The 21,774-nt window shown below is 64.9% G+C and carries 19 protein-coding genes, 1 tRNA gene and 2 pseudogenes; 8 read left to right on the top strand and 14 right to left on the bottom strand.

The features are described 5' to 3' along the window. Positions 1-26 precede the first annotated feature (26 nt). Positions 27-749, bottom strand: a complete 723-nt coding sequence (locus E3T54_RS13720; RefSeq protein ID WP_092324387.1) for a LytTR family DNA-binding domain-containing protein — start codon at positions 747-749, stop codon at positions 27-29. Next, on the bottom strand, positions 746-1,960 hold the full coding sequence (locus tag E3T54_RS13715; protein ID WP_134476190.1) for a sensor histidine kinase: 1,215 nt from the start codon (positions 1,958-1,960) through the stop codon (positions 746-748). Before E3T54_RS13715 ends, E3T54_RS13720 begins: the two co-directional genes overlap by 4 nt. A gap of 177 nt (positions 1,961-2,137) precedes the next feature. Between E3T54_RS13715 and E3T54_RS13710 the strand changes: the two genes are divergently transcribed. Genes E3T54_RS13710 through acs form a run of 3 tightly spaced genes read left to right on the top strand, consistent with a single transcriptional unit; the run spans position 2,138 to position 6,122 of the window. Then, positions 2,138-2,509 carry a DUF485 domain-containing protein gene (locus tag E3T54_RS13710; RefSeq protein ID WP_092324390.1) on the top strand — a complete coding sequence of 124 codons (372 nt, stop codon included), beginning with the start codon at positions 2,138-2,140 and terminating at the stop codon, positions 2,507-2,509. Beyond that, positions 2,506-4,119, top strand: a complete 1,614-nt coding sequence (locus E3T54_RS13705; protein ID WP_134476189.1) for a cation acetate symporter — start codon at positions 2,506-2,508, stop codon at positions 4,117-4,119. The genes E3T54_RS13710 and E3T54_RS13705 overlap by 4 nt, the downstream gene beginning before the upstream one ends. Positions 4,120-4,133: 14 nt before the next feature. Then, a complete protein-coding gene (gene acs, locus E3T54_RS13700) occupies positions 4,134-6,122 on the top strand; it encodes an acetate--CoA ligase (protein ID WP_134476204.1) in 1,989 nt (662 codons plus the stop codon). A 58-nt stretch (positions 6,123-6,180) separates the two neighbouring features. On the opposite strand, the gene E3T54_RS13695 is transcribed toward acs, so the two are convergent. Then, positions 6,181-6,780 carry a GNAT family N-acetyltransferase gene (locus tag E3T54_RS13695; protein WP_134476188.1) on the bottom strand — a complete coding sequence of 200 codons (600 nt, stop codon included), beginning with the start codon at positions 6,778-6,780 and terminating at the stop codon, positions 6,181-6,183. A 200-nt stretch (positions 6,781-6,980) separates the two neighbouring features. Between E3T54_RS13695 and E3T54_RS13690 the strand changes: the two genes are divergently transcribed. Further along, a tRNA-Pro gene (locus tag E3T54_RS13690) sits at positions 6,981-7,054 on the top strand. A gap of 78 nt (positions 7,055-7,132) precedes the next feature. Here the strand turns inward: E3T54_RS13690 and E3T54_RS13685 are convergent. The 3 genes from E3T54_RS13685 to E3T54_RS13675 form a co-directional block, all read right to left on the bottom strand. Next, on the bottom strand, positions 7,133-8,386 hold the full coding sequence (locus E3T54_RS13685) for a site-specific integrase (RefSeq protein WP_166804926.1): 1,254 nt from the start codon (positions 8,384-8,386) through the stop codon (positions 7,133-7,135). Then, on the bottom strand, positions 8,379-8,585 hold the full coding sequence (locus E3T54_RS13680; protein ID WP_134476186.1) for an AlpA family transcriptional regulator: 207 nt from the start codon (positions 8,583-8,585) through the stop codon (positions 8,379-8,381). The genes E3T54_RS13685 and E3T54_RS13680 overlap by 8 nt, the downstream gene beginning before the upstream one ends. A 390-nt stretch (positions 8,586-8,975) precedes the next feature. Next, positions 8,976-10,049 carry a hypothetical protein gene (locus E3T54_RS13675; protein WP_134476185.1) on the bottom strand — a complete coding sequence of 358 codons (1,074 nt, stop codon included), beginning with the start codon at positions 10,047-10,049 and terminating at the stop codon, positions 8,976-8,978. 266 nt (positions 10,050-10,315) lie between these two features. Between E3T54_RS13675 and E3T54_RS13670 the strand changes: the two genes are divergently transcribed. Both E3T54_RS13670 and E3T54_RS13665 read left to right on the top strand, forming a co-directional pair. Further along, a complete protein-coding gene (locus E3T54_RS13670; RefSeq protein WP_134476184.1) occupies positions 10,316-10,633 on the top strand; it encodes a hypothetical protein in 318 nt (105 codons plus the stop codon). Between the two features lie 370 nt (positions 10,634-11,003). Beyond that, positions 11,004-12,200, top strand: a complete 1,197-nt coding sequence (locus E3T54_RS13665; protein ID WP_134476183.1) for a hypothetical protein — start codon at positions 11,004-11,006, stop codon at positions 12,198-12,200. Between the two features lie 276 nt (positions 12,201-12,476). Here the strand turns inward: E3T54_RS13665 and E3T54_RS13655 are convergent. Further along, positions 12,477-13,687 (bottom strand): annotated as a pseudogene (locus tag E3T54_RS13655) (IS4 family transposase). Between the two features lie 52 nt (positions 13,688-13,739). Further along, positions 13,740-14,427, bottom strand: a pseudogene (locus E3T54_RS13650) (transposase); the annotation flags it as partial. A 190-nt stretch (positions 14,428-14,617) separates the two neighbouring features. Between E3T54_RS13650 and E3T54_RS13645 the strand changes: the two are divergent. Then, positions 14,618-14,842, top strand: a complete 225-nt coding sequence (locus tag E3T54_RS13645; protein WP_134476181.1) for a hypothetical protein — start codon at positions 14,618-14,620, stop codon at positions 14,840-14,842. 99 nt (positions 14,843-14,941) lie between these two features. Here the strand turns inward: E3T54_RS13645 and E3T54_RS13640 are convergent, their stop codons facing one another. From E3T54_RS13640 to E3T54_RS17590, 5 genes are all read right to left on the bottom strand, one after another. Then, positions 14,942-15,682 (bottom strand): DUF6804 family protein, encoded by a 741-nt coding sequence (locus tag E3T54_RS13640; RefSeq protein WP_134476180.1) that lies wholly within the window; start codon positions 15,680-15,682, stop codon positions 14,942-14,944. A gap of 150 nt (positions 15,683-15,832) precedes the next feature. After that, complete coding sequence (locus E3T54_RS17755) at positions 15,833-16,336, bottom strand: DUF4238 domain-containing protein (protein ID WP_166804925.1); 504 nt, start codon at positions 16,334-16,336, stop codon at positions 15,833-15,835. An 83-nt stretch (positions 16,337-16,419) separates the two neighbouring features. After that, the gene (locus tag E3T54_RS13635) at positions 16,420-17,820 is read right to left on the bottom strand and encodes an IS1380 family transposase (RefSeq protein ID WP_134476179.1); all 1,401 of its coding nucleotides are present in this window, start codon (positions 17,818-17,820) and stop codon (positions 16,420-16,422) included. Positions 17,821-18,369: 549 nt separating this feature from the next. Next, the gene (locus E3T54_RS13630) at positions 18,370-18,870 is read right to left on the bottom strand and encodes a CarD family transcriptional regulator (RefSeq protein ID WP_134476203.1); all 501 of its coding nucleotides are present in this window, start codon (positions 18,868-18,870) and stop codon (positions 18,370-18,372) included. A gap of 551 nt (positions 18,871-19,421) precedes the next feature. Then, positions 19,422-19,547, bottom strand: a complete 126-nt coding sequence (locus E3T54_RS17590; protein WP_255452883.1) for a hypothetical protein — start codon at positions 19,545-19,547, stop codon at positions 19,422-19,424. A 120-nt stretch (positions 19,548-19,667) separates the two neighbouring features. Here E3T54_RS17590 and E3T54_RS13625 point away from each other — a divergent pair, with 120 nt between their 5' ends. After that, on the top strand, positions 19,668-20,240 hold the full coding sequence (locus tag E3T54_RS13625; protein WP_134476177.1) for a hypothetical protein: 573 nt from the start codon (positions 19,668-19,670) through the stop codon (positions 20,238-20,240). 374 nt (positions 20,241-20,614) lie between these two features. On the opposite strand, the gene E3T54_RS13620 is transcribed toward E3T54_RS13625, so the two are convergent. Beyond that, entirely contained in the window at positions 20,615-21,268 is a 654-nt protein-coding gene (locus E3T54_RS13620) for a hypothetical protein (protein ID WP_134476175.1), read from the bottom strand. Positions 21,269-21,774 lie beyond the last annotated feature (506 nt).

Below are 21,774 nucleotides of genomic sequence, written 5' to 3'. Positions count from 1 at the left end.
CATCTGGCCAGGCTCATTGGCGCGGCTCATGTCGAGGGCCGGATGCGCGTGGCCTCGAGCTTCTCCCGGAGGGCCGGCAGGTGCCGGCGGCTAACCGGCAGTTCGGCGCCGTTGGCGGTGATCGTCGGCTGGGCGGCGCCGAGTTTCGCCTGGGTGACGTGCGTCATCGACACCAAATAGGACCGGTGGATGCGGAGGAACCCGGCCTCGGCCCACTGTTTCTCCAGCTCGGCCAGCGGGACCCGGATCAGGTAGCTCGATTCCTCGGTGTGCAGCCGGGCGTAGTCGCCCTGGGCCTGCACGTAGCGCACGTCGTCGCGGCGGATCATCTTCTTCATGCCGCCGAGATCCACGGTGATCACCGACGCGGGGACGGTCTCCGCGATCGCCAGCGTTTCCATCACCCGGCCGACCGAGGTGGCCAGTCGTTCGGCGCGAACGGGCTTGAGCAGGTAGTCGACGGCGGCCAGGTCGAACGCCTTCACCGCGTGGTCCTCGTCTGCGGTGACGAAGACGACGGCGGGGGAGTTGCCGGCACGGGACACCGCGCGGGCGATGTCGAGGCCCGACAGCCCGGGCATGTGGATGTCCAGGAACAGCGCGTCCACGCGTTCGTGGTCGAGGATGCGCAGGGCCTCCGAGCCGGACGAAGCCCGGTGGATGGTGCCGATCCTCTCGTCCTTGCCGAGCAGGAAAGCCAGCTCGTCGAGGGCGGGCGGTTCATCATCGGCGATGAGGACAGTGATCATGCCGACAGTCTGTCAGTCAGGGAACCGAGGTCCGGCCGGGGCTGGGACTTGGGCACGCGCATGGTGATCAGCGTTCCGGCGCCGGGAGCCGTGTCGACCACCAGCCCGTGGTCGTCGCCGTAGACCTGGCGCAGCCGCGCGTCGACATTCCGCAGCCCCACGTGATCGCTGTCGCTGTGGCCGGCGAGCACCGCACGCAGGTGCTCCGGCTCGATCCCGACGCCGTCATCCTCGATCGTGACCTCCACGAAGGCCCCGGCGGCCTGGGCGGTGATCGCAATGTGGCCGATGCCTTCCTTGTCCTCCAGCCCGTGGCGCACGGCGTTCTCCACCAGAGGCTGCAGGCTGAGGAAGGGGATCACCGTGCTCAGCACCTCCGGCGCGATGGTCAGGGTGACCAGCAGCCGGTCGCCGAAGCGGGCGCGTTCGAGCTTCAGGTAGTGCTCGATGCAGCGCAGCTCCTCGGCGACGGTGGTGAAATCGCCGTGCCGGCGGAACGAGTACCGGGTGAAATCGGCGAATTCCAGCACCAGGTCACGGGCCTTGGCCGGGTCGGTGGTGATGAAGGATGCGATGGCGTTGAGCGAGTTGTAGATGAAGTGGGGGCTGATCTGCGCCCGCAGCGCGCGCACCTCGGCCTCCATCAGGAGCGTGCGGGAGGATGCCAGTTCGGCCAGTTCGACCTGCGCCGCCACCCAGTCCGCCACCTCACTGGTGGCGCGCACCAGGCCCGGCTTGGCCCGCGGCGCGTAGGCGACCAGTGCGCCCACGATGCGCGATCCGGCCCGGATCGGGGCCACGACGGCTTCCTTGAGTTCGGCCTGGTGAACCACGGCCTCACGGAACACCTGGGTGCGGCCGGTGGCCAGAACCTTGGCGGCCAGGCCGAGGGCGCCCTCCCGGTGCGCTTCCCCGATGCCGTCCCAGGCGAGTACGCCGGCGACATCCGTGATGGCCACGGCCTCGCAGCCGAGCAGGCTGCGCAGATGCTTGCTGGCCTTCGCCGCGCCGACGGGCTCGAGCCCGTTGCGCAGGTGCTGGCCGGCCAGCGAGGCGGAGTGGAGCGTCGTGTAGGTGGCCCGCTCTGCGTCCGTGCCGAGCTCCCGCCACGAGCGGAGCAGTTTGAATCCGATGGCGCCGACGAGCGCGATTGTGAGGGTGATGACGAGGACGCCGATGACGGCCACGGCGAGCAACTGCGACTCGGGCATGCTGCCAACCCTAACCGGCGCCGCCGCAGAACTCACCGTTCGGCGCAGGCTGACCGCCGTTCGTCGATCCGCCCCGGCCAGGACGGCCGCGCGGGTGCCCGGGTAGGGGAGAGTGATCGGCACCGCATAAGAACCAGCGGTCTGCGTGCACGCTCTATCAATGTTGAGGAGAACATCATGGGCAATGTCGCCCTGAAAGAGGAAGAAGTCGTCGTTTCGGCGGAAACCTTCCACCAAGTGCAGGAATCAGAAGAGTTCCAGGAGCTGCGCAAACGTCACCGCAGTTTCGTCTTCCCCCTGGCCATCGCCTTCCTGCTCTGGTACTTCGCGTACGTGCTGCTGGCCGGATACGCCCACGACTTCATGTCGATCAAGGTGTTTGGCAGCGTCAACGTCGGCCTGCTGCTCGGAATGTTGCAGATCGTCAGCACGTTCGCGATCACGACCTGGTACGTCAGCTACGCCGGTCGCCGGCTCGACCCGATCGCCTCGAAAATCCGCCACGAGATCGAGGGCCCCCTCGCCGCTGCCACGAAGGAGTCCAAGTGAACATCCAACTCGCAACCGCGGCGACATCCCCGGGTGACCCGATCCTGAACATCAGCATCTTCGGCGCCTTCGTCGCCATCACGCTGATCATCGTTGTGCGCGCCAGCCGCAACAACAAGACGGCCGCCGACTACTACGCGGCCGGCCGCTCCTTCACCGGAGGCCAGAACGGCACCGCCATCGCCGGCGACTACCTCTCCGCAGCCTCGTTCCTCGGCATTGTCGGAGCCATCGCCATCACCGGCTACGACGGCTTCATGTACTCCATCGGCTTCCTGGTGGCCTGGCTCGTCGCGCTCCTGCTCGTCGCGGAACTGCTCCGCAACACGGGCAAGTACACGATGGCGGATGTTCTCTCCTTCCGTCTGAAGCAGCGTCCGGTTCGGATCGCGGCCGCGATCACCACCCTGGTCGTCTGCTTCTTCTACCTGCTGGCCCAGATGGCCGGTGCCGGCGGGCTCGTCGCGCTGCTGCTGGGGATCAACGACAAGCTCGGCCAGTCCGTTGTCATCGTCGTCGTCGGCGCCCTGATGATCGTCTACGTGCTCATCGGCGGAATGAAGGGCACGACCTGGGTGCAGATCATCAAGGCCGTCCTGCTCATCGCCGGTGCCGCCGTGATGACCGTCTGGGTGCTCGCCCTGCACGGCTTCAACTTCTCCACCCTGCTTGACGCGGCCGTGTCCACGGCCAACAACCCGGAGATCCTGAACCCGGGCCTGAAGTACGGGCTGAATGACGTCACTAAGCTCGACTTCATCTCCCTGGCCCTCGCCCTCGTGCTCGGCACCGCGGCGCTGCCGCACGTGCTGATGCGCTTTTACACCGTTCCGACGGCCAAGGAAGCCCGCCGCTCGGTGGTCTGGGCGATCTGGCTCATCGGTGGGTTCTACATCTTCACCCTCGTGCTCGGCTACGGCGCGGCAGCCCTCATCGGTGCCGACCGCATCCTGGCCTCCCCGGGCGGCGTCAACTCCGCCGCTCCGCTGCTGGCCTTCGAGCTCGGCGGTCCGGTGCTGCTCGGCCTGATCTCCGCGGTTGCCTTCGCGACGATCCTGGCCGTTGTGGCCGGCCTCACCATCACCGCCGCGGCATCCTTCGCCCACGACATCTACGCCAGCGTGGTCAAGAAGGGCAACGCCCGTCCGGAGGACGAGGTCAAGGTGGCCCGTCGCACGGTGATCATCATCGGCATCGTCGCGATCATCGGCGGCATCGGCGCCAACGGCCAGAACGTGGCCTTCCTCGTCGCCCTGGCCTTCGCCGTCGCGGCCTCGGCCAACCTGCCGACGATCCTGTACTCGCTGTTCTGGAAGAAGTTCAGCACCCAGGGCGCGGTGTGGAGCATGTACGGCGGACTGGCCTCGGCCATCCTGCTGATCGCGTTCTCGCCGGTCGTCTCCGGCACGGAAACGTCGATGATCCCCGGCGCGGACTTCGCCATCTTCCCGCTGAGCAACCCGGGTCTCGTCTCCATCCCGCTGGCCTTCATCCTGGGCTGGCTCGGCACCGTGCTGGACAAGGTCCCGCGCGACATTGCCAAGCAGGCTGAAATGGAAGTTCGTTCGCTCACCGGTGTTGGCGCCGAGAAGGAGGCGGTGGACCACTGATGTCCAGGGAATCGATGACCAGCGAATCGATCACCAGGGAATCGATCACCCGGGACGGTCCGGATGTCGCGCGCACGTTCGCGCCGACCGAGCACTTCCAGGCCCAGGCCAACGCCGACGCCTCGCACTACGAGCACGCCGACCGCGACAGCGAGCACTTCTGGGCCACGCAGGCCGAGAACCTCGTCTGGACGCAGCCATGGGACGAGGTGCTCGACTGGTCGAACCCGCCGAACGCCCGCTGGTTCCACGGCGGCAAGCTCAACGTCGCCTACAACTGCGTCGACCGTCACGTCGAGTCCGGGCACGGCGAGCAGGTGGCGCTGCACTGGGTGGGGGAGCCCGGTGACACCCGCGACATCACCTACGCCCAGCTCAAGGACGAGGTCAGCCGGGCGGCCAACGCGCTCAGCTCGCTCGGCCTGGTCGCGGGGGACCGGGTCGTCATCCAGCTGCCGATGATCCCGGAGGCGGTCGTCTCCATGCTCGCCTGTGCTCGCCTGGGCCTCGTGCACAGCGTCGTCTTCGGCGGATTCTCGCCGGCGGCGCTGCGCGCCAGGGTCGACGACGCCGAGGCGCGAGTCGTCATCACCTCCGACGGGCAATACCGGCGAGGGGCCGGCGCACCGATGAAGGCGAATGTCGACGAGGCGCTGGTGGGCGCCGAAACGGTGGAGAAAGTCATCGTGGTGCGGCGTGTGGGGGAGCCGGTCGCGATGCAGGAGGGGCGCGACCTCTGGTGGGACGAGTTCGTCGCCTCCCAGTCGCCCGAGCACGAGCCGGAGTCGTTCGACTCGGAGCATCCGCTGTTCATTCTCTACACGTCGGGCACGACCGGTAAGCCCAAGGGGATTCTGCACACCTCGGGCGGATACCTCACCCAGGTCGCGTACACGCATCGCGTGGTATTCGACCTCAAGCCCGACACGGATGTCTACTGGTGCGGCGCCGACATCGGCTGGATCACCGGGCACAGCTACATCGTGTACGGGCCGCTGGCCAACCGCGCCACCCAGGTGATGTACGAGGGAACGCCGAACACGCCGCACGAGGGGCGGCACTTCGAGATCATTGAGAAGTACGGCGTGACCATCTACTACATCGCGCCGACGCTGATCCGCACCTTCATGAAGTGGGGCGAGCACATTCCCCAGGGCTACAACCTCGAGTCGGTGCGCCTGCTCGGCAGCGTGGGGGAGCCGATCAACCCGGAAGCCTGGATGTGGTACCACACGCACATCGGCCGCGGCACGACACCGATCGTCGACACGTGGTGGCAGACGGAGACCGGCGCGATCATGATCACGCCGCTGCCCGGGGTCACCGCCACGAAGCCGGGCTCGGCGCAGGTGGCCCTGCCCGGGATCTCGGTGCAGATCGTCGACGACCACGGCCAGCAGGTCGAGGCGGGCGAGGGCGGCTACCTCGTCATCGACAAGCCGTGGCCGGCCATGTCCCGCGGCATCTGGGGCGAACCGGAACGCGCCCAGGAGGTCTACTGGGACCGGTTCAAGGCGCAGGGCTACTACTTCGCCGGGGACGGGGCGAAGTACGACGAGCACGGCGACATCTGGCTGCTCGGCCGGGTCGACGACGTGATGAACATCTCGGGCCACCGGATCTCGACGGTGGAGGTGGAGTCGGCTCTCGTCTCCCACCCCGCCGTGGCTGAGTCCGCCGTCGTGGGGGCGTCGGACCCGACGACCGGCCAGTCGATCGTGGCGTTCGTGATCCTGCGTGACCGGAACGATGGCGACATCGTCGACCGGGACGCCATCATCGCGAGCCTGAGCGCCCACGTCGTGGCGGAGATCGGGCCGATCGCCCGGCCGAAGCGGATCCTCGTGGTGCCGGAGCTGCCGAAGACCCGGTCGGGCAAGATCATGCGCCGGCTGCTGCGGGATGTGGCCGAGGGCCGCGACATCGGCGATGTCGCAACCCTGGCCGACACGTCGGCCATGCGCACCATCGCGACGAGCATGGCCGCCGTCCCGACGGCCTAGGTCGTTCGCTCAGAGTGGCGGCGGGCGCAGTGCGTCCGTCGCCACCCGTGTGTTCCCGCTACCCCCGCAACACCAGCTCCACCACCACCCGATCCCGCGTCGGCCGGCTCACAAGCTCGAACCCCGCCTTCACAAACAGCGACACCGTCCCGTGATACAACTCCGCCGACGGCGCACCCACCCGCTCCGCCGTATCCACCGGATACCCCTCGACCACCCGTGCTCCCAGCGCCCGCGCCTGGTCAACGGCCCCGCGCAGCAGCGCCCCGCCGACCCCGCGCTTGCGAAATCCCACCCGCACCACGAAGCACGTCACCGCCCAGACGGATGCGTCCTCCGGGTCCTGCCGACTGCCTTCCGTCACGACCTTCGCGCGTCGCAGCCGCGGATAATTCGGTCGCGGTTCCACCGCGCACCACCCCACCGGCTCGTCGCCCAGGTACGCGATCACCCCGGGTGCCGGGTCGTTCGCGCTCACCTGCTGCCGCAGCATCCCGCTGCAGTCCTCTTTCGTCGCCGACTCGAACTCCGCGTTCGGCAGCTTGAAGTACTGGCACCAGCACCCGGCGGGGTCGCCCCGCGTGCCGAACACCGTGCGCACGTCGTCCCAGCTCACGTCGGCAGCCGAGACAACCCTGACGTCTGTGTCGCTCTGCATGCGATCACGCTACTCCGCCGCCGGTCGAGCCTGTCGAGACCCGGCCGCCGGTGGTCGAGCCCCGGTGGTCGAGCTTGTCGAGACCCCACCCGCAGATTCCTCCTCGCCTGCCCAACACGTCCTCCGCACCCTCCCGAAGGCGGTAAGCTATTCGAGTTGTCTCCTGTAGGTTTCGTTCGCCGAAACACACACGGATTCGGCGGGCTGTAGCGCAGCTTGGTAGCGCACCTGACTGGGGGTCAGGGGGTCGCAGGTTCAAATCCTGTCAGCCCGACAGAAAAGGCCTGATGAGAAGCTGATTCTCATCAGGCCTTTCTAGTACCCAAGAATGGGTCACCGTTTTTGTCACCATTTACCCTTGGCGGGGATGCTCCAGTATTGACTGAAGTAGGACGGAGTTATCCACGGTCCCGCGAGTCTGCTGCTGAATGTAGAACTCCTCAGTGACGGCCTCAGACGAGTGCCCTAGTTGCGCGGTGGCAGCTGCCGTCGCGTCTGCGGCTTTCAGCCATGTCGCAACCGAGCGCCGAAACGTGTGCGGGGTAACGAAGTTCAGGGCAGCCGGTCGGGCTGCGCGGAACACGCGGGTGATGTTGTGCTCGGATACGGGAGCCCCGGTGCTCGTCGTGAATACGAAGTCGTCGGAGCTGTTTAGCTCCAGCTGTCTCCGGAATGCAGCGACGCCGAGCGCTGGGAGCGTGAGGCATCTGGCACCCGATTCGGTCTTGGGTGCTTCCTGCCAAGTGATTCCATGTCCGGTCACGGAGACCAGCGTCCCGCGGACGGTTGCCGTTGGCTTGTCGCCGTCGAGGTCCAAGTCCTGCGGTCGCAGCCCCAGTAACTCGTTGATTCGGAGACCGGTCGCTGCCAGCGCCTCTGTTACATCGGTGACCAGGAACGAGGGGTCTCTTGGGCTGCCGCCGCGGCCAATGCTCGCCTCGCGCCAAGCCCGGAGAGCCGCGCGGAACTCGTGGAACTCCTCGTGGGTGAGTGCTTGGACCTTCTTCTTCCCTCGGCTCACCCGCGGCGTGTCGAGAATCACGTTGTGCGGGATGTCTCCGTCGAGTACGGCCATGGCCATGACGAGTTTGAGCATCGATCGCGCCTTGCGTGCCTGCCCTGGAGTCGTGCGCTTGACCCTAGCGATGAAACGCGCAGCATCTCCGGCCGTGAGCCTGCTCACTAGCTTGGCGGAGAAGGTTTCGTCCTTGAGCACGGTTTGGCGTGCGACCCTGCGCCAGTAGTCGCGGGTCTGCAACCGGAGTTCCGGGTCAGCAGATACTTCTGCCAGCCACAAGCGCACCGCATCGCCGAGGGTCGTATCGACTCCGACTCGCTCTATGTCGGTATCTACTTCGGCCCCAAGCGGTTCGCCATCCGGACCTACTGCGGCCGCTCGCTTGCGCTTCGGTGGCGTCCAAGATTCGAGTTTAGTGAGCAGCGCCTCAGTGGCCTCTGCGGCACTGAGGCCGTGCGCAGTGACCGAGTGGACCTTCGTTCCGTCGTTCACGCGACAGCGGGCGACAAACCCGACGCCGCTCTTATGTCCTGCTGTGGAGATTTGTCCGTGGCGAATCACGCCGACGCCGAGCGCTGGCCTAGCCACGGGCCACCCCTTCTCCGGCCTCGAGCCACGTGTCGACGATGGAACGACGGAAGCGCAGCTGGGCTCCGACACGGAAAGCGTGGGGGCCAGTACCCGGTTTCCGCTGCCAGCCATAGATGGTGTGGTGCGAGACGCTGAGATAGCTGGCGAGCTCTGATACGGTCAGCAGCTCAGTGCCGCGGTTGACGGTTATGGTCATTGTTTGCTCCTTCAGTTATGCCTATGCGCGGCAGTTGCACTCCTCGACCAAGAACTCAGTGAAGATTCGGTAACGCACTCCGCAACGCAGATGAGCCGGAATGGCTCATCGCATTGCCTATGCGTGAGCCTCGGCGGCGGCTGGGAGCTAGGAATCCTCATTTCTGCGCATGGCAAGGATCACGTCGACCCCCGAGCTGGGCAAATTGGTGGCGCTGGACGTCACCCAGGAGCGTCAACCGCAGGAACGCCTTGTAACGCTGCCCGTCCCGCGAACTCGTAGCCCCTCTAGGCGGACTTGGCGATGCGGACCTCGCGATGCTCCAGCGGCGCAGGGCACAGGGCGAGTGAAAAACCGGGGGCGGAAAATAGTCCCGCCCCGAGCGCCGGTCTATTCGTCCGAGGGCTTCGGTGTGCGGAGAGCAGCTGCGATCTCGGGCGCATTGCGCAGACGCTCGAGAAGGTCGGCCGGGAGCGTGTAGCTGCGCGCCGCATCAGCCTCCGCCTTGACCTCGGCAAGGCGGGCGCTCCTCAGCTTCGTGGCTGCTGAAGCAGTGAGGTCCGCCATGGCCTTGGCGAACTGGGCAGACATGCCCTCGCAAGTGGTCGGGTCATACTTCACATCGACATCGGCGCCGGATTCGACATCGATGTAGGTGAATGTGAACTTGTCTCCGTACGGGGCCGTGTAGGAGTACCCCAGGAAAAACTCCGTCCAGTCTCGGTCAAGTGTCTCGTGGAAGCGGTCCGTGGACTCGTCGAACCGAATGCTGTCTTCTTCCGCTGCGACCTCGGCCTTGAGCTCCTCCATCGCCTTGTCGAACTGGGCGGCCATGCCTGCGTCGGTGTCGGGTTCGAAGTCCACTTCGATGTCGATACCGGATTCGACGTCGGTGTAAATGACCGTGTACCAGTCATCGAAGGAGACCTCGATCCGGTTGAGGTCCAAAGATTCGTGAAGGCGTTTCGTGGCGGCGGCGAAACGTGCGTCGTCTGCATCTGACCTGGGCACCACCCACCAGCCGTCGCCGAATTCCTGATCTGCGAGGTGCAGCTCAGCACGCTGCCACGATTCGAGGGCGTCGGGGTTTGCCCGCCACCCCATGAGGCTCCGGAGCTTCCATTTGTCCACGACACTTGTGAAGGCTGTAGTGATGCCGAGCGCGTTGATTGGCTCGGCAAGCGGCGCAGCCGGACCTGCTGCGGTGCCGTTGATGGAGCTGTCCGACAGCTCGTTGGTGTCAGCGAGATGAGTGTTTGCCATTTCGGTGTCCTTCTGTTGTCTGATGAGCCCCCTCCGCCTCAAGTCGAGACCGGGCGGACCAGCTTGCGGGGTGGCCCGCCCGGCATCGCCGAGTTGGAAAGAGAGAGGGACCGGTGCGGCTTCCTCACGACACCTATGCGCGGCATTTGTCGCCGGCTGGGCTGAATGCGTATCAGACAGCAAAATCGTCTCGGCTGACACGGAGTCGGCGCGGGACGACGGTCGTGCCCGTAAGGTCCTACATGCCCGGAGGCGAAGCGCGGGAGGGTCTCGCAACCACCCCCGGATGGCTCCCGATGACATCTACGACATAAGCGTTGGCAGGGGCGGTATCTCAGCCAACAGGAACTGGCGAGCGGAGAAGTCGCAATGAGCGTGGGCTCTGTGCGGAGTTACTGAGTGCGCGCAGGGTGCCGATGTCTTGCTGATGGCGGTGCCCATCCACAATCGGGGGCGACGACCGCCTGGTGACCGCCCGCGTCTCCATGGCCGGGGCCTGCCTCGACATGGAGATCGACCTCCTCGAGGATGACGGCGACCCCAAGGTGACGGAAGTCCACTGGCTGGAAACCTGGCGGGACGACGTCGAGCGCGGGGACGGCGGCTACCGAGACGACATTGTCGCTACCGACGGTCTGATCGCGCAGGCGGCACCGTGGGCGCTTGCCTTCGTTCGAGCCATTGCGGAGCTCATCGACGTGGTCGCGGAGCTGCTGATCGACGCTGGCGCCACCGGAGTCAATTTCGAGGTCCTTGCCGCTGGGTTCGGCGGACGGACCACGTAACCCGACCAGGCCGAGCCCGACGCGGCCGAGCTCACGTTTGCCGGTGCAGCGCGCTCCTTCGATCTCATCGACGACGCCGTGGCACATCATTTGTCCGAGCGTCACGCTTAGGCCTCCATCCGCCGATGGACCACCGCCGCAGGTCTGGTTTTGACGTCACTCGCGCTTTGGCGGCGGGGCGCGGCTGAGCGTTCGGCCTCGCTGCCCGCGGTGGTGCACGCGTTGTCTTGGTTGTGCCGTTGTCGGCCGGCGGCCAGCCCAGTACTCGGACGCCTGCCGCCTCTCAAACCCGCCAACTGGCCCCGTCGTTCCCCGGTTTGGGGGTGATTGTGCAACGGGTCAAGGGATCGAGCCGCGATATGCTTCGGCAATGCCTGACTCCTCCTTCGACGCGTTCGCGCGGTCCCTTGCAAAGTTGTACGTAAAGGGTCGCCGCGCAACCGTCACGGGGTACCGCGCCCTCCGGCCCTTGGCCCTGGCCATCCGACCCATGCCACAAAAGGTCTACTTGGCTGTGTTCGGATCGCGAAAGCGGAAGATTTGGGCCGGGGCAGTAGCCCTCCTGCTCGTCCTCGGGACCGTTGGCACGTCTGTCGGCGTCAGCTACGCGAATGAACTCGAACGCGTCGCGGCTGTTGCTGCGAAAGACGCGGCTGTTGCTGCGAAAGACGCGGCAGATGCCAAGGCCGCCGTGACTGCTGCCCGAGACAAGGTCGCAGATGACAAGCTCAAGGACGAGTTGGCAAGGTCCAACGCGGAAGCCACCGTATCCTCGAGCGAGGCATTCGCGACAGCGTCGGCAGATTACGTCACGCCCGAGGACAGCGTCGCGTTGGCGAGCGGAATCGACACCCTGCGTTCCATGGTCGCCAGCTTGACGACCACGAGACTGGACTTGTTGCGTGCAACCGACTCCCTAACTCTTCTAGTAGCGAAAATCGGGCCTCGGCCTGTTCCTTACGACTGGAGCATTCGCTGCCTCGACGCCAATGGAGTGGGCACTGTCTTCTCGACGTTCCGCGACGCTTGGGCGTCCCCCGTGGAGTTTGGCAGCTGTGTTCCCGTAAGCAGGTCGGGCGACGTTTTCACGGCCGTGCAACTTGCCGCCATCGCCTCCAAGGCTGTGGCGACAGAGGACGATCTCGGGGACCTCTACGCCATGTGCGCGGACGTCGACCTGGATGTCATCGCTGAGGACACGTGGGCCAACGCCTCGGATATTGCTCCCAAGGGTGCGATGACTATCTGTCCCGATAATCCCAAGGCGCTTGCAGTCAAAGCGAGATTTGCGAGCGAAGAGAAAGCAGCCGCGGCCGATCGGAAGGCGGCTAGTGATGAAGCCGCGGGAATCGTATTCGGCGCAGGAGTCAGAACTGTTGGCAAAGACCTCCAGCCCGGTGTCTACATAGCTGTCAACGTTTCAAACTGCTACTGGGAACGACTGGATTCCGCTGGGGAAATCCACGACAACAACTTCATCATGGGTGCGCCTCGCGTCGAAGTCACCGTGCGTTCGTCCGACTATGCGTTCAACTCGACTGGGTGTGGGCAATGGCGGCGACAGTGACCCACTTCCACGCACACTGCCAGCCAACGCGAACGCGCCGCTAAATTCCGATCCAATGGGTGGATCGTGGCTAAGACCAATACCGTTCAGATAAGCATTTGGATGGTGATTTCCGGGGTATGGGTGGGTTGTGGCCAGTGTGCGTGGTGGAGGCGTTTGGCTGGCCATTTCAAGACTTTTCGCTTGATGACTCGCGGGTTCGAGCGTTTTCGGCGTGCTGGATTGAGCCGCCCGACGAGGGCGCGGATCGCGTGCTGCCACGTCGCGTTGGGGCGTCTACGTTCCTGAGGGGGAAAAAGCGCCCTGAGCCACGGAGCGGCGGGCGATGCGTAGCGCGGCGATGAACGACACTCTGTCGGGATCACGGCGGGCGTGCTGGGCGGCCTCGACCATGAGGGTGCGGATCGCGTAGTGGCAGCAGAGATGGCCCCAAATCTCCTGCTTGACCAGCGCAGGAGACTTGGAACGCATCACCATCCGGGGGCCGCGCTGATGCGTTTTCAGCTCATCGAAGACAGACTCAATTTCCCACCGCTCGGAGTACACGGTCGCCAATTCTTCCGCTGAGGCCTCGTCCGGATTCAGAATCGTGGTCAGCAACCGGTAGGACTCGGGGTTCTCCCGGCCGTCATCAATCGTGTAGTCAATGACCCGCACCGTCAACGGGGTAGTCGAGGCCCGCGCGGTTCCGGACGTGGGGACGATCTGAGCCAACCACGACCCATCGGCCAGGGTCTCCTGATAGCGGGGGCGCAGGTTTGTCTTGACCCGCCACAACAGATCGGCGCCCGTCGCGGCAGCCTGCTGCCACAAACGAAATCCGTAGAACCCCCGATCCGCCAGCACCAACATCCCCAGCGTGAAGCGTCCCACCAGCTCGCGGGAGAGCTCAATCTCCGACGTCGTGCACGGGCCAATCACCGCGTCCAGGATCGCGTGGGTTCCGCACTCCGCCAACGCCACCAACCGCGCCTGCGGGAAAGCGGACTGCTCCCCGCGACTGACCGAGGGACGGCCAAAGTATTCCGTATTCGCCGTGCTGTCAGCCAGATCCAGGACAGTTCCATCAATGGATACCAGCCGCCGGCCAGCCAGCCACGACCCCGGCGTGTTCGGCCCCGCCAACGGACGCACGACCCGGGTAAACAAGTCCCGCATCGGCTCGAAGCCCAACCGGCGACGCGCCTGAAAAATGGCCGACTTCGACGGCGACACAAAAGACTCCGACCAGCCCGACGCCCACGACAACCCATCCGTCAGCTGAGCGAAACGTCCTCATAGGACGCTTTGGCATACAGCCCCATCCCAATCGAGAAATACGCCATCACCCGCGCCGGCAACGCCCGGCTACGCTGCTCCGTCCGCCCAGCCGCCTCAACGACCTCGTCGACAACATCAGCCGGAAAAACTCGAGTCAACAAACCCACCGACACCAAATCCGACAACCGACGATCAGAGACCGGCTTCACCCACCCTGTTCGCGCCATGCCCTCAACGTAACACGCAAAGCCTTAACTGAACGGTATTGAGGCTAAGGCAGGCGGTGTCGGGAATGGTCGCGATCGCGCGTTTCACGGCCGGATCCATCCGGGCAGTGACCGACACGGCCGCGCCCGCATTGATCGCCGCGCTCATCGTGGCATAACCGTAAAACGCGGAATCGGCGCGGAGCAGGACGCGGGTGGAGGCCATGCCGTTGAGGCGTTTGATGGTCGCGAGGGCGTCGCGGACCATTCGGGCGGCGCCGCGCGGTGACCCGCACGCGCCCCGCCGTAACCGCTGCCCGACGATGATCGGCGCAGAAGCGTCCGTTTTCACCGTCGCGAGGAAAACGTTGATGCCGCGGACCCCGGAGTATCCGTAGCCGGAACCTTGTTTCTGATGCCCGTGTACTTCGATGATGGTGTCATCAACATCGAGGAACACGTAGCCGGCGGCGCCGGTCTCCGTCACGAGTAGCGGGGCTTCGGCGGCGAGGCCCTGGAGGAACCGGGACGCGACCGCATCAAGCTGACGAACATGGCCGAAGGAGAACCTCCCGCAGGAACGACCCCAAAGTCGAGGGTGCGTAACAGGCACTGAAGACCTTCCGCATGCCGCCGTGGCGCAGGATCGCCATGTCATCGATGGAATCAGCGCCGGCGACCATGCCGCCCACGAGGGAGGCGACCTTCAACCTGGCATTGGCGCCCTTGTCCGTCGGAACGCTCAACCACTGGTCGGCCAGTTTCGTCACCGCACACCCCAAAGAGAAAACCGAGCCCACGAAGTCGTTCAACGCGACCATCCTTCACGTTGACAAGGAGCTCACGTGTCTCCGTGGCCTCGACTTCCTGAAATCGGCGTCGAGCACATGGCGTCCCAACGGTCGGGAACTGATCCGCACAGACCGGACCGACAATGCGGATGGCCTGGCCATGGCTCGCCTGGCACAGTCTTTGATCGGGCACGAGGTGCTTGTCACGCTCGCCACAGAGAAGGCGGCCACAGGCACCTTCCGCACGCTACGGAAGCTCGAGGATTTGTCCACGTGCGTCGTCGACGGGTTTGATGCGCCAGCTTCCGACTGGGCGTCTGACTTCGAGCTGGTCAAGGACAAGTCCAAGCTCGAATCGTTCGCCGGCAACATCTCCGAAGCGTAGACGGGGCCGACCCTGTATTCAGCGGTCGGGCGCCCAGCTGCCCTGCCGAGAGCGACCCAGGAATCGCTGTATGCGTGAGCTCCAGCCGAGCCACCGCTTCTAAAGGATCGACTGCGTCCTGGGAAGTGCCTTACTCGGCAACCTGCCCTTGCTCCAGCTGGCGAGCATTGCGAAGAAGACGGCACCCGCCACATCCAGGGGTATCCACGCCTCTCTCGACATCCAGATCGGCACGACTGGGTTCCAGATCAGTGCGACCAGCGCTAGTCCGAAAAACCACGGCCAGGGGCACGCAGTTGCTCGATGGACGAGGACACCGAGCACCACACAAGTGACCAAGAGCATTAGGCGCATCAAGCCGTAATAGCCGGCCGGCCAGTTGAGCAGCGCAGCTAGTAGGCCGGCGGACGCCGCGATAGCGATGCTCGTTCGCCACGTCGCCTCTCTTTTTAGCTCTGCCACGGCCTCCTCACGGTCAATTTCCTCAACTCGCCGCGCCCGTTGCTCATCGGCTTTGATCTGCTGCGGCGTAGATACACGTGCAGTGAGCACGGGCATCCCGAAATCGCTTCGGAACGAGGCGAAGCGCGGCTCTTCCCAGTCGGTACTGGTGACGAACCCGAGCCGCGCCACAATTGAGCGAAGCTCCTCCGTTGTGGGCTTGGTGTCGCCGAGGTCAATTGCAGTACCGGCCGGTGTGAAATGTCCAGCCTCTGTCGGGTCGAGGAGAAGCCACCAGCGCTCTCCATCAGGCGAGTCAGCACACGTGAGTGCACCGTAGCGAGTGCGGGCCAGCACCTCTCGCGACTGACTGTCCAGTGGCACATATCTTCTCGTCACTTCGGAAGCGTATCGCGGAGCGGCCCGCGGCCCCGGCATCAAGGCGTGATGCGGACCGTTTCGCCGACGCAAGCCCCACCTGGATCAGCTTCGCTCCGGTGCGGGAGGCCATTGCCGGGTCTTGTCGCCGAACCAAGACAAGCCTTCGACCTAACCGGAGACCGCGCCGTGGTGTGAGCAGGCTGCTCCGCGCCGATTCCGCGTTTTACGGTTACGCCACGATGGCGCGGCGATCAATGCGGGCGCGGCCGTGTCGGTCACTGCCCGGATGGATCCGGCCGTGAAACGCGCGATCGCGACCATTCCCGACACCGCCTGGGCTGCGGTGCGCTCGTTCATCATCTTCTCGACCGCAGCGTTCCCGACCGATTCGTCATCTAGAGAGCCTGAACGCGCCCGTTCTATCAAGCCATCAAGGTCGTCGTCGGGGTCGCTCCCGTCCAGCGGGTGGCGCATTATGAGGCCGGTCCTGCGTGACGTTGGGTACAGCACGAAGCGGGCGGTAGCCATTCCAACACCCATGAACGGACCAGATGCTTCGTAGGGGACTGGCGTGACCGGCGCGTCGCATGTGATGAGCGCGCGCTGCTTGAACCTCAATCCACCGATCGGCTGAGGCTGGGCGTCGTGTTCTGATTTGAGTTGCGGCGGCATGCTGGGGCGTGGTTGTGCGCTGAGCCTCGCTGCTCGTGGTGTTCCACTTGGCTTCCAGGTTGTCCCGGGTCGGGGTGGGCGAGTCAGGTCGGGGTGGGGCTCGGCGGGGCGAAGGCGTGGTCGAAGAGGTGGGTCCAGCCGGTTTCCCAAGGCCAGGTCTCGGGCAGGCGCAGCGTGATGCGCCGGGCTGACGAGGCGATCCTCGCGGGGATATTGATCAGTTTCCGTCGGATCGTCGCGGTCGTTGCCCGGGCCAGGCCGGTGCCGGCGGTTACCGCGGTGGCGCGGGTGAGGTTGAAGGCGATCACGGCCAGCACCAGCCAGGCTGCGTTGGCCGCGAAAACACCGGAGGGCATGTGGGCCAGGGCGCTGCTCTTCAAGTCGGAATTGACGAGCTCGATGGCCGCGTGGGCGCGGTGGGTTGTATCGGCGGTGACCGTGTCCAGGGTGCTGGTGGTGAAGAACGCGTGGAAGCGGTGCAGGTCGAAGAGCGTGGTCTGGCCGGCGAGTTTGTGCTTGTTCAGTTCCGGGATCCGGCGCACGATGAGGCGGCCGCTGATGTGGTCCGCTTTCTTTCGTGAGGTGAACGCGGTGTAGGGAACCTCGGCGACCTCAGCGTCGGAGATCCAGGTTCGGGTGTCCTTGACCTCGTCGAAGATCGCGTGCGTGTACTTGATCGGCGTCCACCCGGCCGCGGGAATGGCTGCGATAGCTTTCCTCAGTGCAGAATCCAAGCGGGCCGTGACGGAGATGTCCGCGCCGCCGGCCAGGGCCGCGTGGATGGCCGCGAAGGTGGAGAACGCGGAATCGGCGCGGAACAGGACCCGGGCGGCACTCATCCCGGGCAGGCGGCGCAGGGTGGCCAGGGCATCCCGGATCAACCGGGTCGCTCCGTGCGGGGACGAGGCGGCGCCCCGGCGGAGGCGTTGGGCGAGGATGATCGGGGCGCCGGTGACTGTTTTCAGCGTCGCGAGGATCGCGTTCAGCCCCCGCACCCCGGAGTAGCCGAAGCTGGCGCCTTGTTTCTGGTGCCCGTGGACCTCGATGATGGTGTCGTCCACGTCCAAGAACACATAGTCGTCAGGTTCCGGGACTATCAGCGGGCTCAGGGCGGCGAGGCTGATCAGGAACCGGGACGCGATCGCGTCCAGCTGACGCACATGGCCGAACGTGAACGCACGCAAGAACGACCCGAGCGTCGACGGCGCGTAGAGGTGGGCGAAGAGTTTCCGCATCCCGCCGTCGCGCAACACGGCCATATCGTCGATGGTGTCCGCACCGGCGAGCATCCCGGCGACCAATGAGGCGACTTTGAGCCCGGCGTTGGCGCCCTTGTCCGTGGGCACGCTCAACCACCTGTCGGCCAGCCGGCGCAGACCTGCTTTCTCGGCCAGTTTCATCGCCGGGAGCAAACCCGCAGACGACACGAGGTTGGAGTCGTCAAATGACGCGGACACGGCCCGGGTGGTGTGCGAAACTTGCATCTACGAGATGCCCTTCTGAATCAGTCGAATTGTTCTGTGGTAAGTACAATTTTCCCTGATAAGACGGGCATTCTCTGTTTAACGCGCCGCTAGATTCCGATCCCGATCGGTGGATTGAGGCTTCGAGCTAACGTTTCTGCTTATTCGCCGCGCGGGGTGAGGGTGAGGACGCGCAGCTCGCTGCAAAACGAAGTTCTGGCAGCACCGCTACTGGTCAGTTATCGAGGGCGCCTGAACGGCGGTAAAACGACGCTTGATGATTCCTAGTGGGTGACTTGATCAGGCGAAGCGTCGCCTCCGTATTCAGGATTCCCGGTCAACGTTCCCAAGTGAGACGGGCTCGGCGCCTCAGCGTTCTGCGTGCCTGTCGCCAGGATCTGCTTCAGTAGAGGTCCGGTCTGCGGGCGATTGAGGTCTGTGCGTTCGCCGCGGCGGGGACGAGTGCGCTTTTTTTGTTGCGCGACACAACCAGCGAACAAGTGGTCGCCGTCACGGACCTTATGACCGCGGCCAGCCTCGCGGGCGGCAGGCGTTGCTGCAGGACGCGCGTTACGCGGCTTCGGTGAGGGCCCCGGCGAGCACATCGTCCAACGCCGCCACAGTGTCCTCCGGTGATGTGCCGAGCGCTAACGCCAGTTCCGACTCCAGCAGCTGCCGGGACTTGGCGAGCATCCGCTTCTCACCGGCGGATACGCCACCGTTCTGCTCACGGCGCCACAGGTCGCGGACCACCTCAGCGACGCGGGTCACGCTGTCACTCGCCATCTTCTCCTGATTCGCTTTGAACCGGCGGCTCCAGTTCGTGGCTTCCTCGGTGAACGGCTCACGCAGCACCGCGTACACCTCTTCCAACCCGGCGGCGTCGATGACGTCACGGACTCCGACGAGCTCAGCGTTCGCGATTGGGAGCTTGATGGTGAGTTGCGATGAGTGCACGCGCAACGTCATCGCTGGCTGCGCGACGCCTTTCAGGGTAACTGTGGAGAGTTCGGTGATGGTGACCGCACCGTGGTGCGGGTAGACGAGGGTTTCCCCAACGATGAACTTCAAACTGCCTCGATTCAGGTCGCGCTGCACGTGGCGTCATGGTGACGGGCCGACCAGTCGAGCAGCTCCCCGTTGAACGAGAATTGCGGTCGTGGATGAGCCCAGCACCATACCCAGTGGCCAACTTGTCAAGATTGCCACAGTCCCCTGAGAGCCCACCTTGCGGCAATCACCGCATGTGCGCCGCCGCGGCTGCGCAAGATGCCGCGGAAGGCCGGAGTCGGTTGCCCAGCCCGCTTCCGCATTCGGCGGCCCGTCCCTATCCGCCTGCGGGTCGCCGTCGAGCCGCTACCGTCACGCGCAGGGCGTCGCGGGGCTGGGCGATGGGCGTGGAGAGGGCGGGATCTTGGCCGCCGGTGTAAGCCTCGCCCCAGATCACCGCCCGACGCCAGCGCGCTGTGTTCGCTCCGCCGGCGTTGCGGCTGCATCGTGACGGGTGCTTCGCGATGGCGCTGCTCGACGATCCCTGACGGCCGCGGTGAGGGTGCGGCGCGCGGCGACAGCCGGCAGGTGGCGTGACGCGGGCTTGGAGCATGCGTCACGCCACCTGTCCGTCACCCTCCGAAGATCTTGGCGCCCGACACGACCCACAGGATTCCGAGAAGAACAGCCATGGGGATGAGACCGTATTCGACGGCATGCCAGACCTGAGCGAGGGTCTCGAGCAGATTCTCAACCAAGACGTTCCGATGCGCTGGATTGGACGGGCCAAGAAGCCCACATCGGCCACGCTGATGTCACAGGCGTCAGGGCGCCTATGAAAGACTGTCCTGCCGTAGTCGGCTCTACCAAGGGGAACCATGCAACGAATCGATACCATCAGCCGCTTCTCTGAGCTGCGCAGCGAGGTCGCGAGGGCGCTGTGTCTGCGAAGTGTCGGCCAAAAGTTCGAGGCAATCGAGATAGCCGAGGATGGAGTGGCAAGGGTCACGTACACGGACGAGCGCCGCGCAGCCCTGACTTTGGAAGCCGTCGCCCAGGCTGCGGGGGCCGCTCTCGCAGGGGATTTCCTAGCGTGGCGCTTCACCGAGCGCGACGATGAAGGCGCTTGGCTCGACTCGCTTCTCGCGCGAGTGGATGAGGATCGCCCTAGGTCTGTCGATGTACTAGCGACTCGCGGCGATTTCATGACGGCGTTGGTCGAGGGTGTCGCGTTTGCTCGCCAGAATGAAAGGTTGATCGACGAGGGCATCGGTGCCGTAGTCGGCCACGGTGGTCGGCTTTCGTTTGCGATGTTTGCGTCTCGCTTCGGATACGGTGAGCGCGATTTCGTGCCACCAGTTGAAGTGACTGAGATGGCGCGGCGGGAGTTGAAGCCGCACACGAAGCGTGTGGGGGCGATCGACAGGGCCGTCACGGCGCGCACGAAATAGGAAGCGGCGCCGCGCCAGCGCTTCGCATCCTGGCCGCGACTGCGGAGCGAAGCTCCGTTAGTGACGGCCCGCCGCCCACGACGCTCAATCTCCTGCACCAGCGAGAGTGCTGCCGGTGCTGCCGGACATGTACAAGAAGCTTTGGGGGGGCCGCGGGTCGGGGGCATAGATCATTCAATGCGACCGCGGTCCGGAAGCGTCTTGGGCGAAGCGGGCCTCAGCCTGGTTGCGGCTGTTCCGTGAGGCGGATGACGACCGCAGACTTGGTGGAGCCCGAGGTCAGTTGGGCGCTGCGGGGATAGCACGCAGTATCTTGACTGCGGCGGGGGTCTGCCGCAGAGCCGGGCGCACCTTCTTCGCGACCGGCCCTGACGTTAGAACGTGAAGGTGCGGCTTCCGGCTGCGTCGGGGATGGCGCTCCTGAAAGCAGAAGCGATTGCCCGGCTGACGTTTTCGATGCGGGCCGCTTCGGCTTCGCGTTCAGCTGCGAGTTCGTTCTCAGTAGGCGTTGGAAGGGCCAGGATTCGAGCCCGTTCCGTCCGCCTGTACTCGGCCGCTTTCGGGGCGATTGCCTCGAGCTCCAGCAGCCGTGCAGAGACGTGTTCACGGCTGTATGCGAAGAACTCGCCCGTCGTTTGGTATCGATACATCTCGTGGTATTCCCAGGCGGCGGCATCCTCGTGAGACTTCGGTGCGAGGTGCGCAATTGCGGCGAGGGTCTCCCGGAGCGCGGGGAGTTTGGCTGCGGCAGCGTCCGCTTTGATTTGGGCAGCAACACGGGTTTCGTGCGCGCGGGCGACGTGCGCAGTACGTGTGTTCTTTTCGTAGGCCCGTGACGCCCGTTCGCGAAGCCTCGCGAGCTCGTGATACCTATTTTCGTGCGGATTCACGACGAAAGGGGTCGGACCGGTTTCCGGGAGCTCTGGGGCCAGAGGCTGGGCATGATTCACGGGTTCGGAGGAGGCAATCGCGGGTGCCGGAGCGGCGTCGAAGACTCGGCTGAGTGCGGCGGTTGTGCTTCTCTTCATTGGTTGTTCCTTTGTTGGTCGTGCTGTGATTTTGAACGGATGTCCCGGTGTAGCGTTGTGGGCGGCGAGAGAGAGCGTGGGCGCCGTGCTCGCTTGGGTCTATGCGCAGCCGTTCTTGATGGCTGTTTCCTACTGAGATAGATGCGGCGGAACCGGAGGGATATGGGTGGTTCGGGAAATCCATCTGGCCCCGTAGACGGTACCCACTTTGGGTCTAGGCAATAAGTGCGTTCCATCGAATAACTCAACATTTTCCACACCGTTGCGGAAAAGCGGGTCAGGGCCCACGTTTTTTGGGCACGCCGCTCGCCCCGAGATCGTCGCGACCCGGTTGGATTGACACAGCCGTTTGGGCAGCAACACAGTTCGATAGAAGAGCTCAGTTTGTGGTCGGCGAGGTCACGTCCCGCTGAGTGGTGGAGTTTCTCAACACCGTGCGGGTCAGTTGTTCTAGTTTAGGCGGCGGCGAGTTCGGGGAGGATCACCGCCTCATCGATGACCTCGAT

It is taken from the genome of Cryobacterium sp. Sr8 (assembly GCF_004403225.1).
Classification (GTDB): domain Bacteria; phylum Actinomycetota; class Actinomycetes; order Actinomycetales; family Microbacteriaceae; genus Cryobacterium; species Cryobacterium psychrotolerans.
This window is presented reverse-complemented; position numbering and strand designations above follow the sequence as displayed.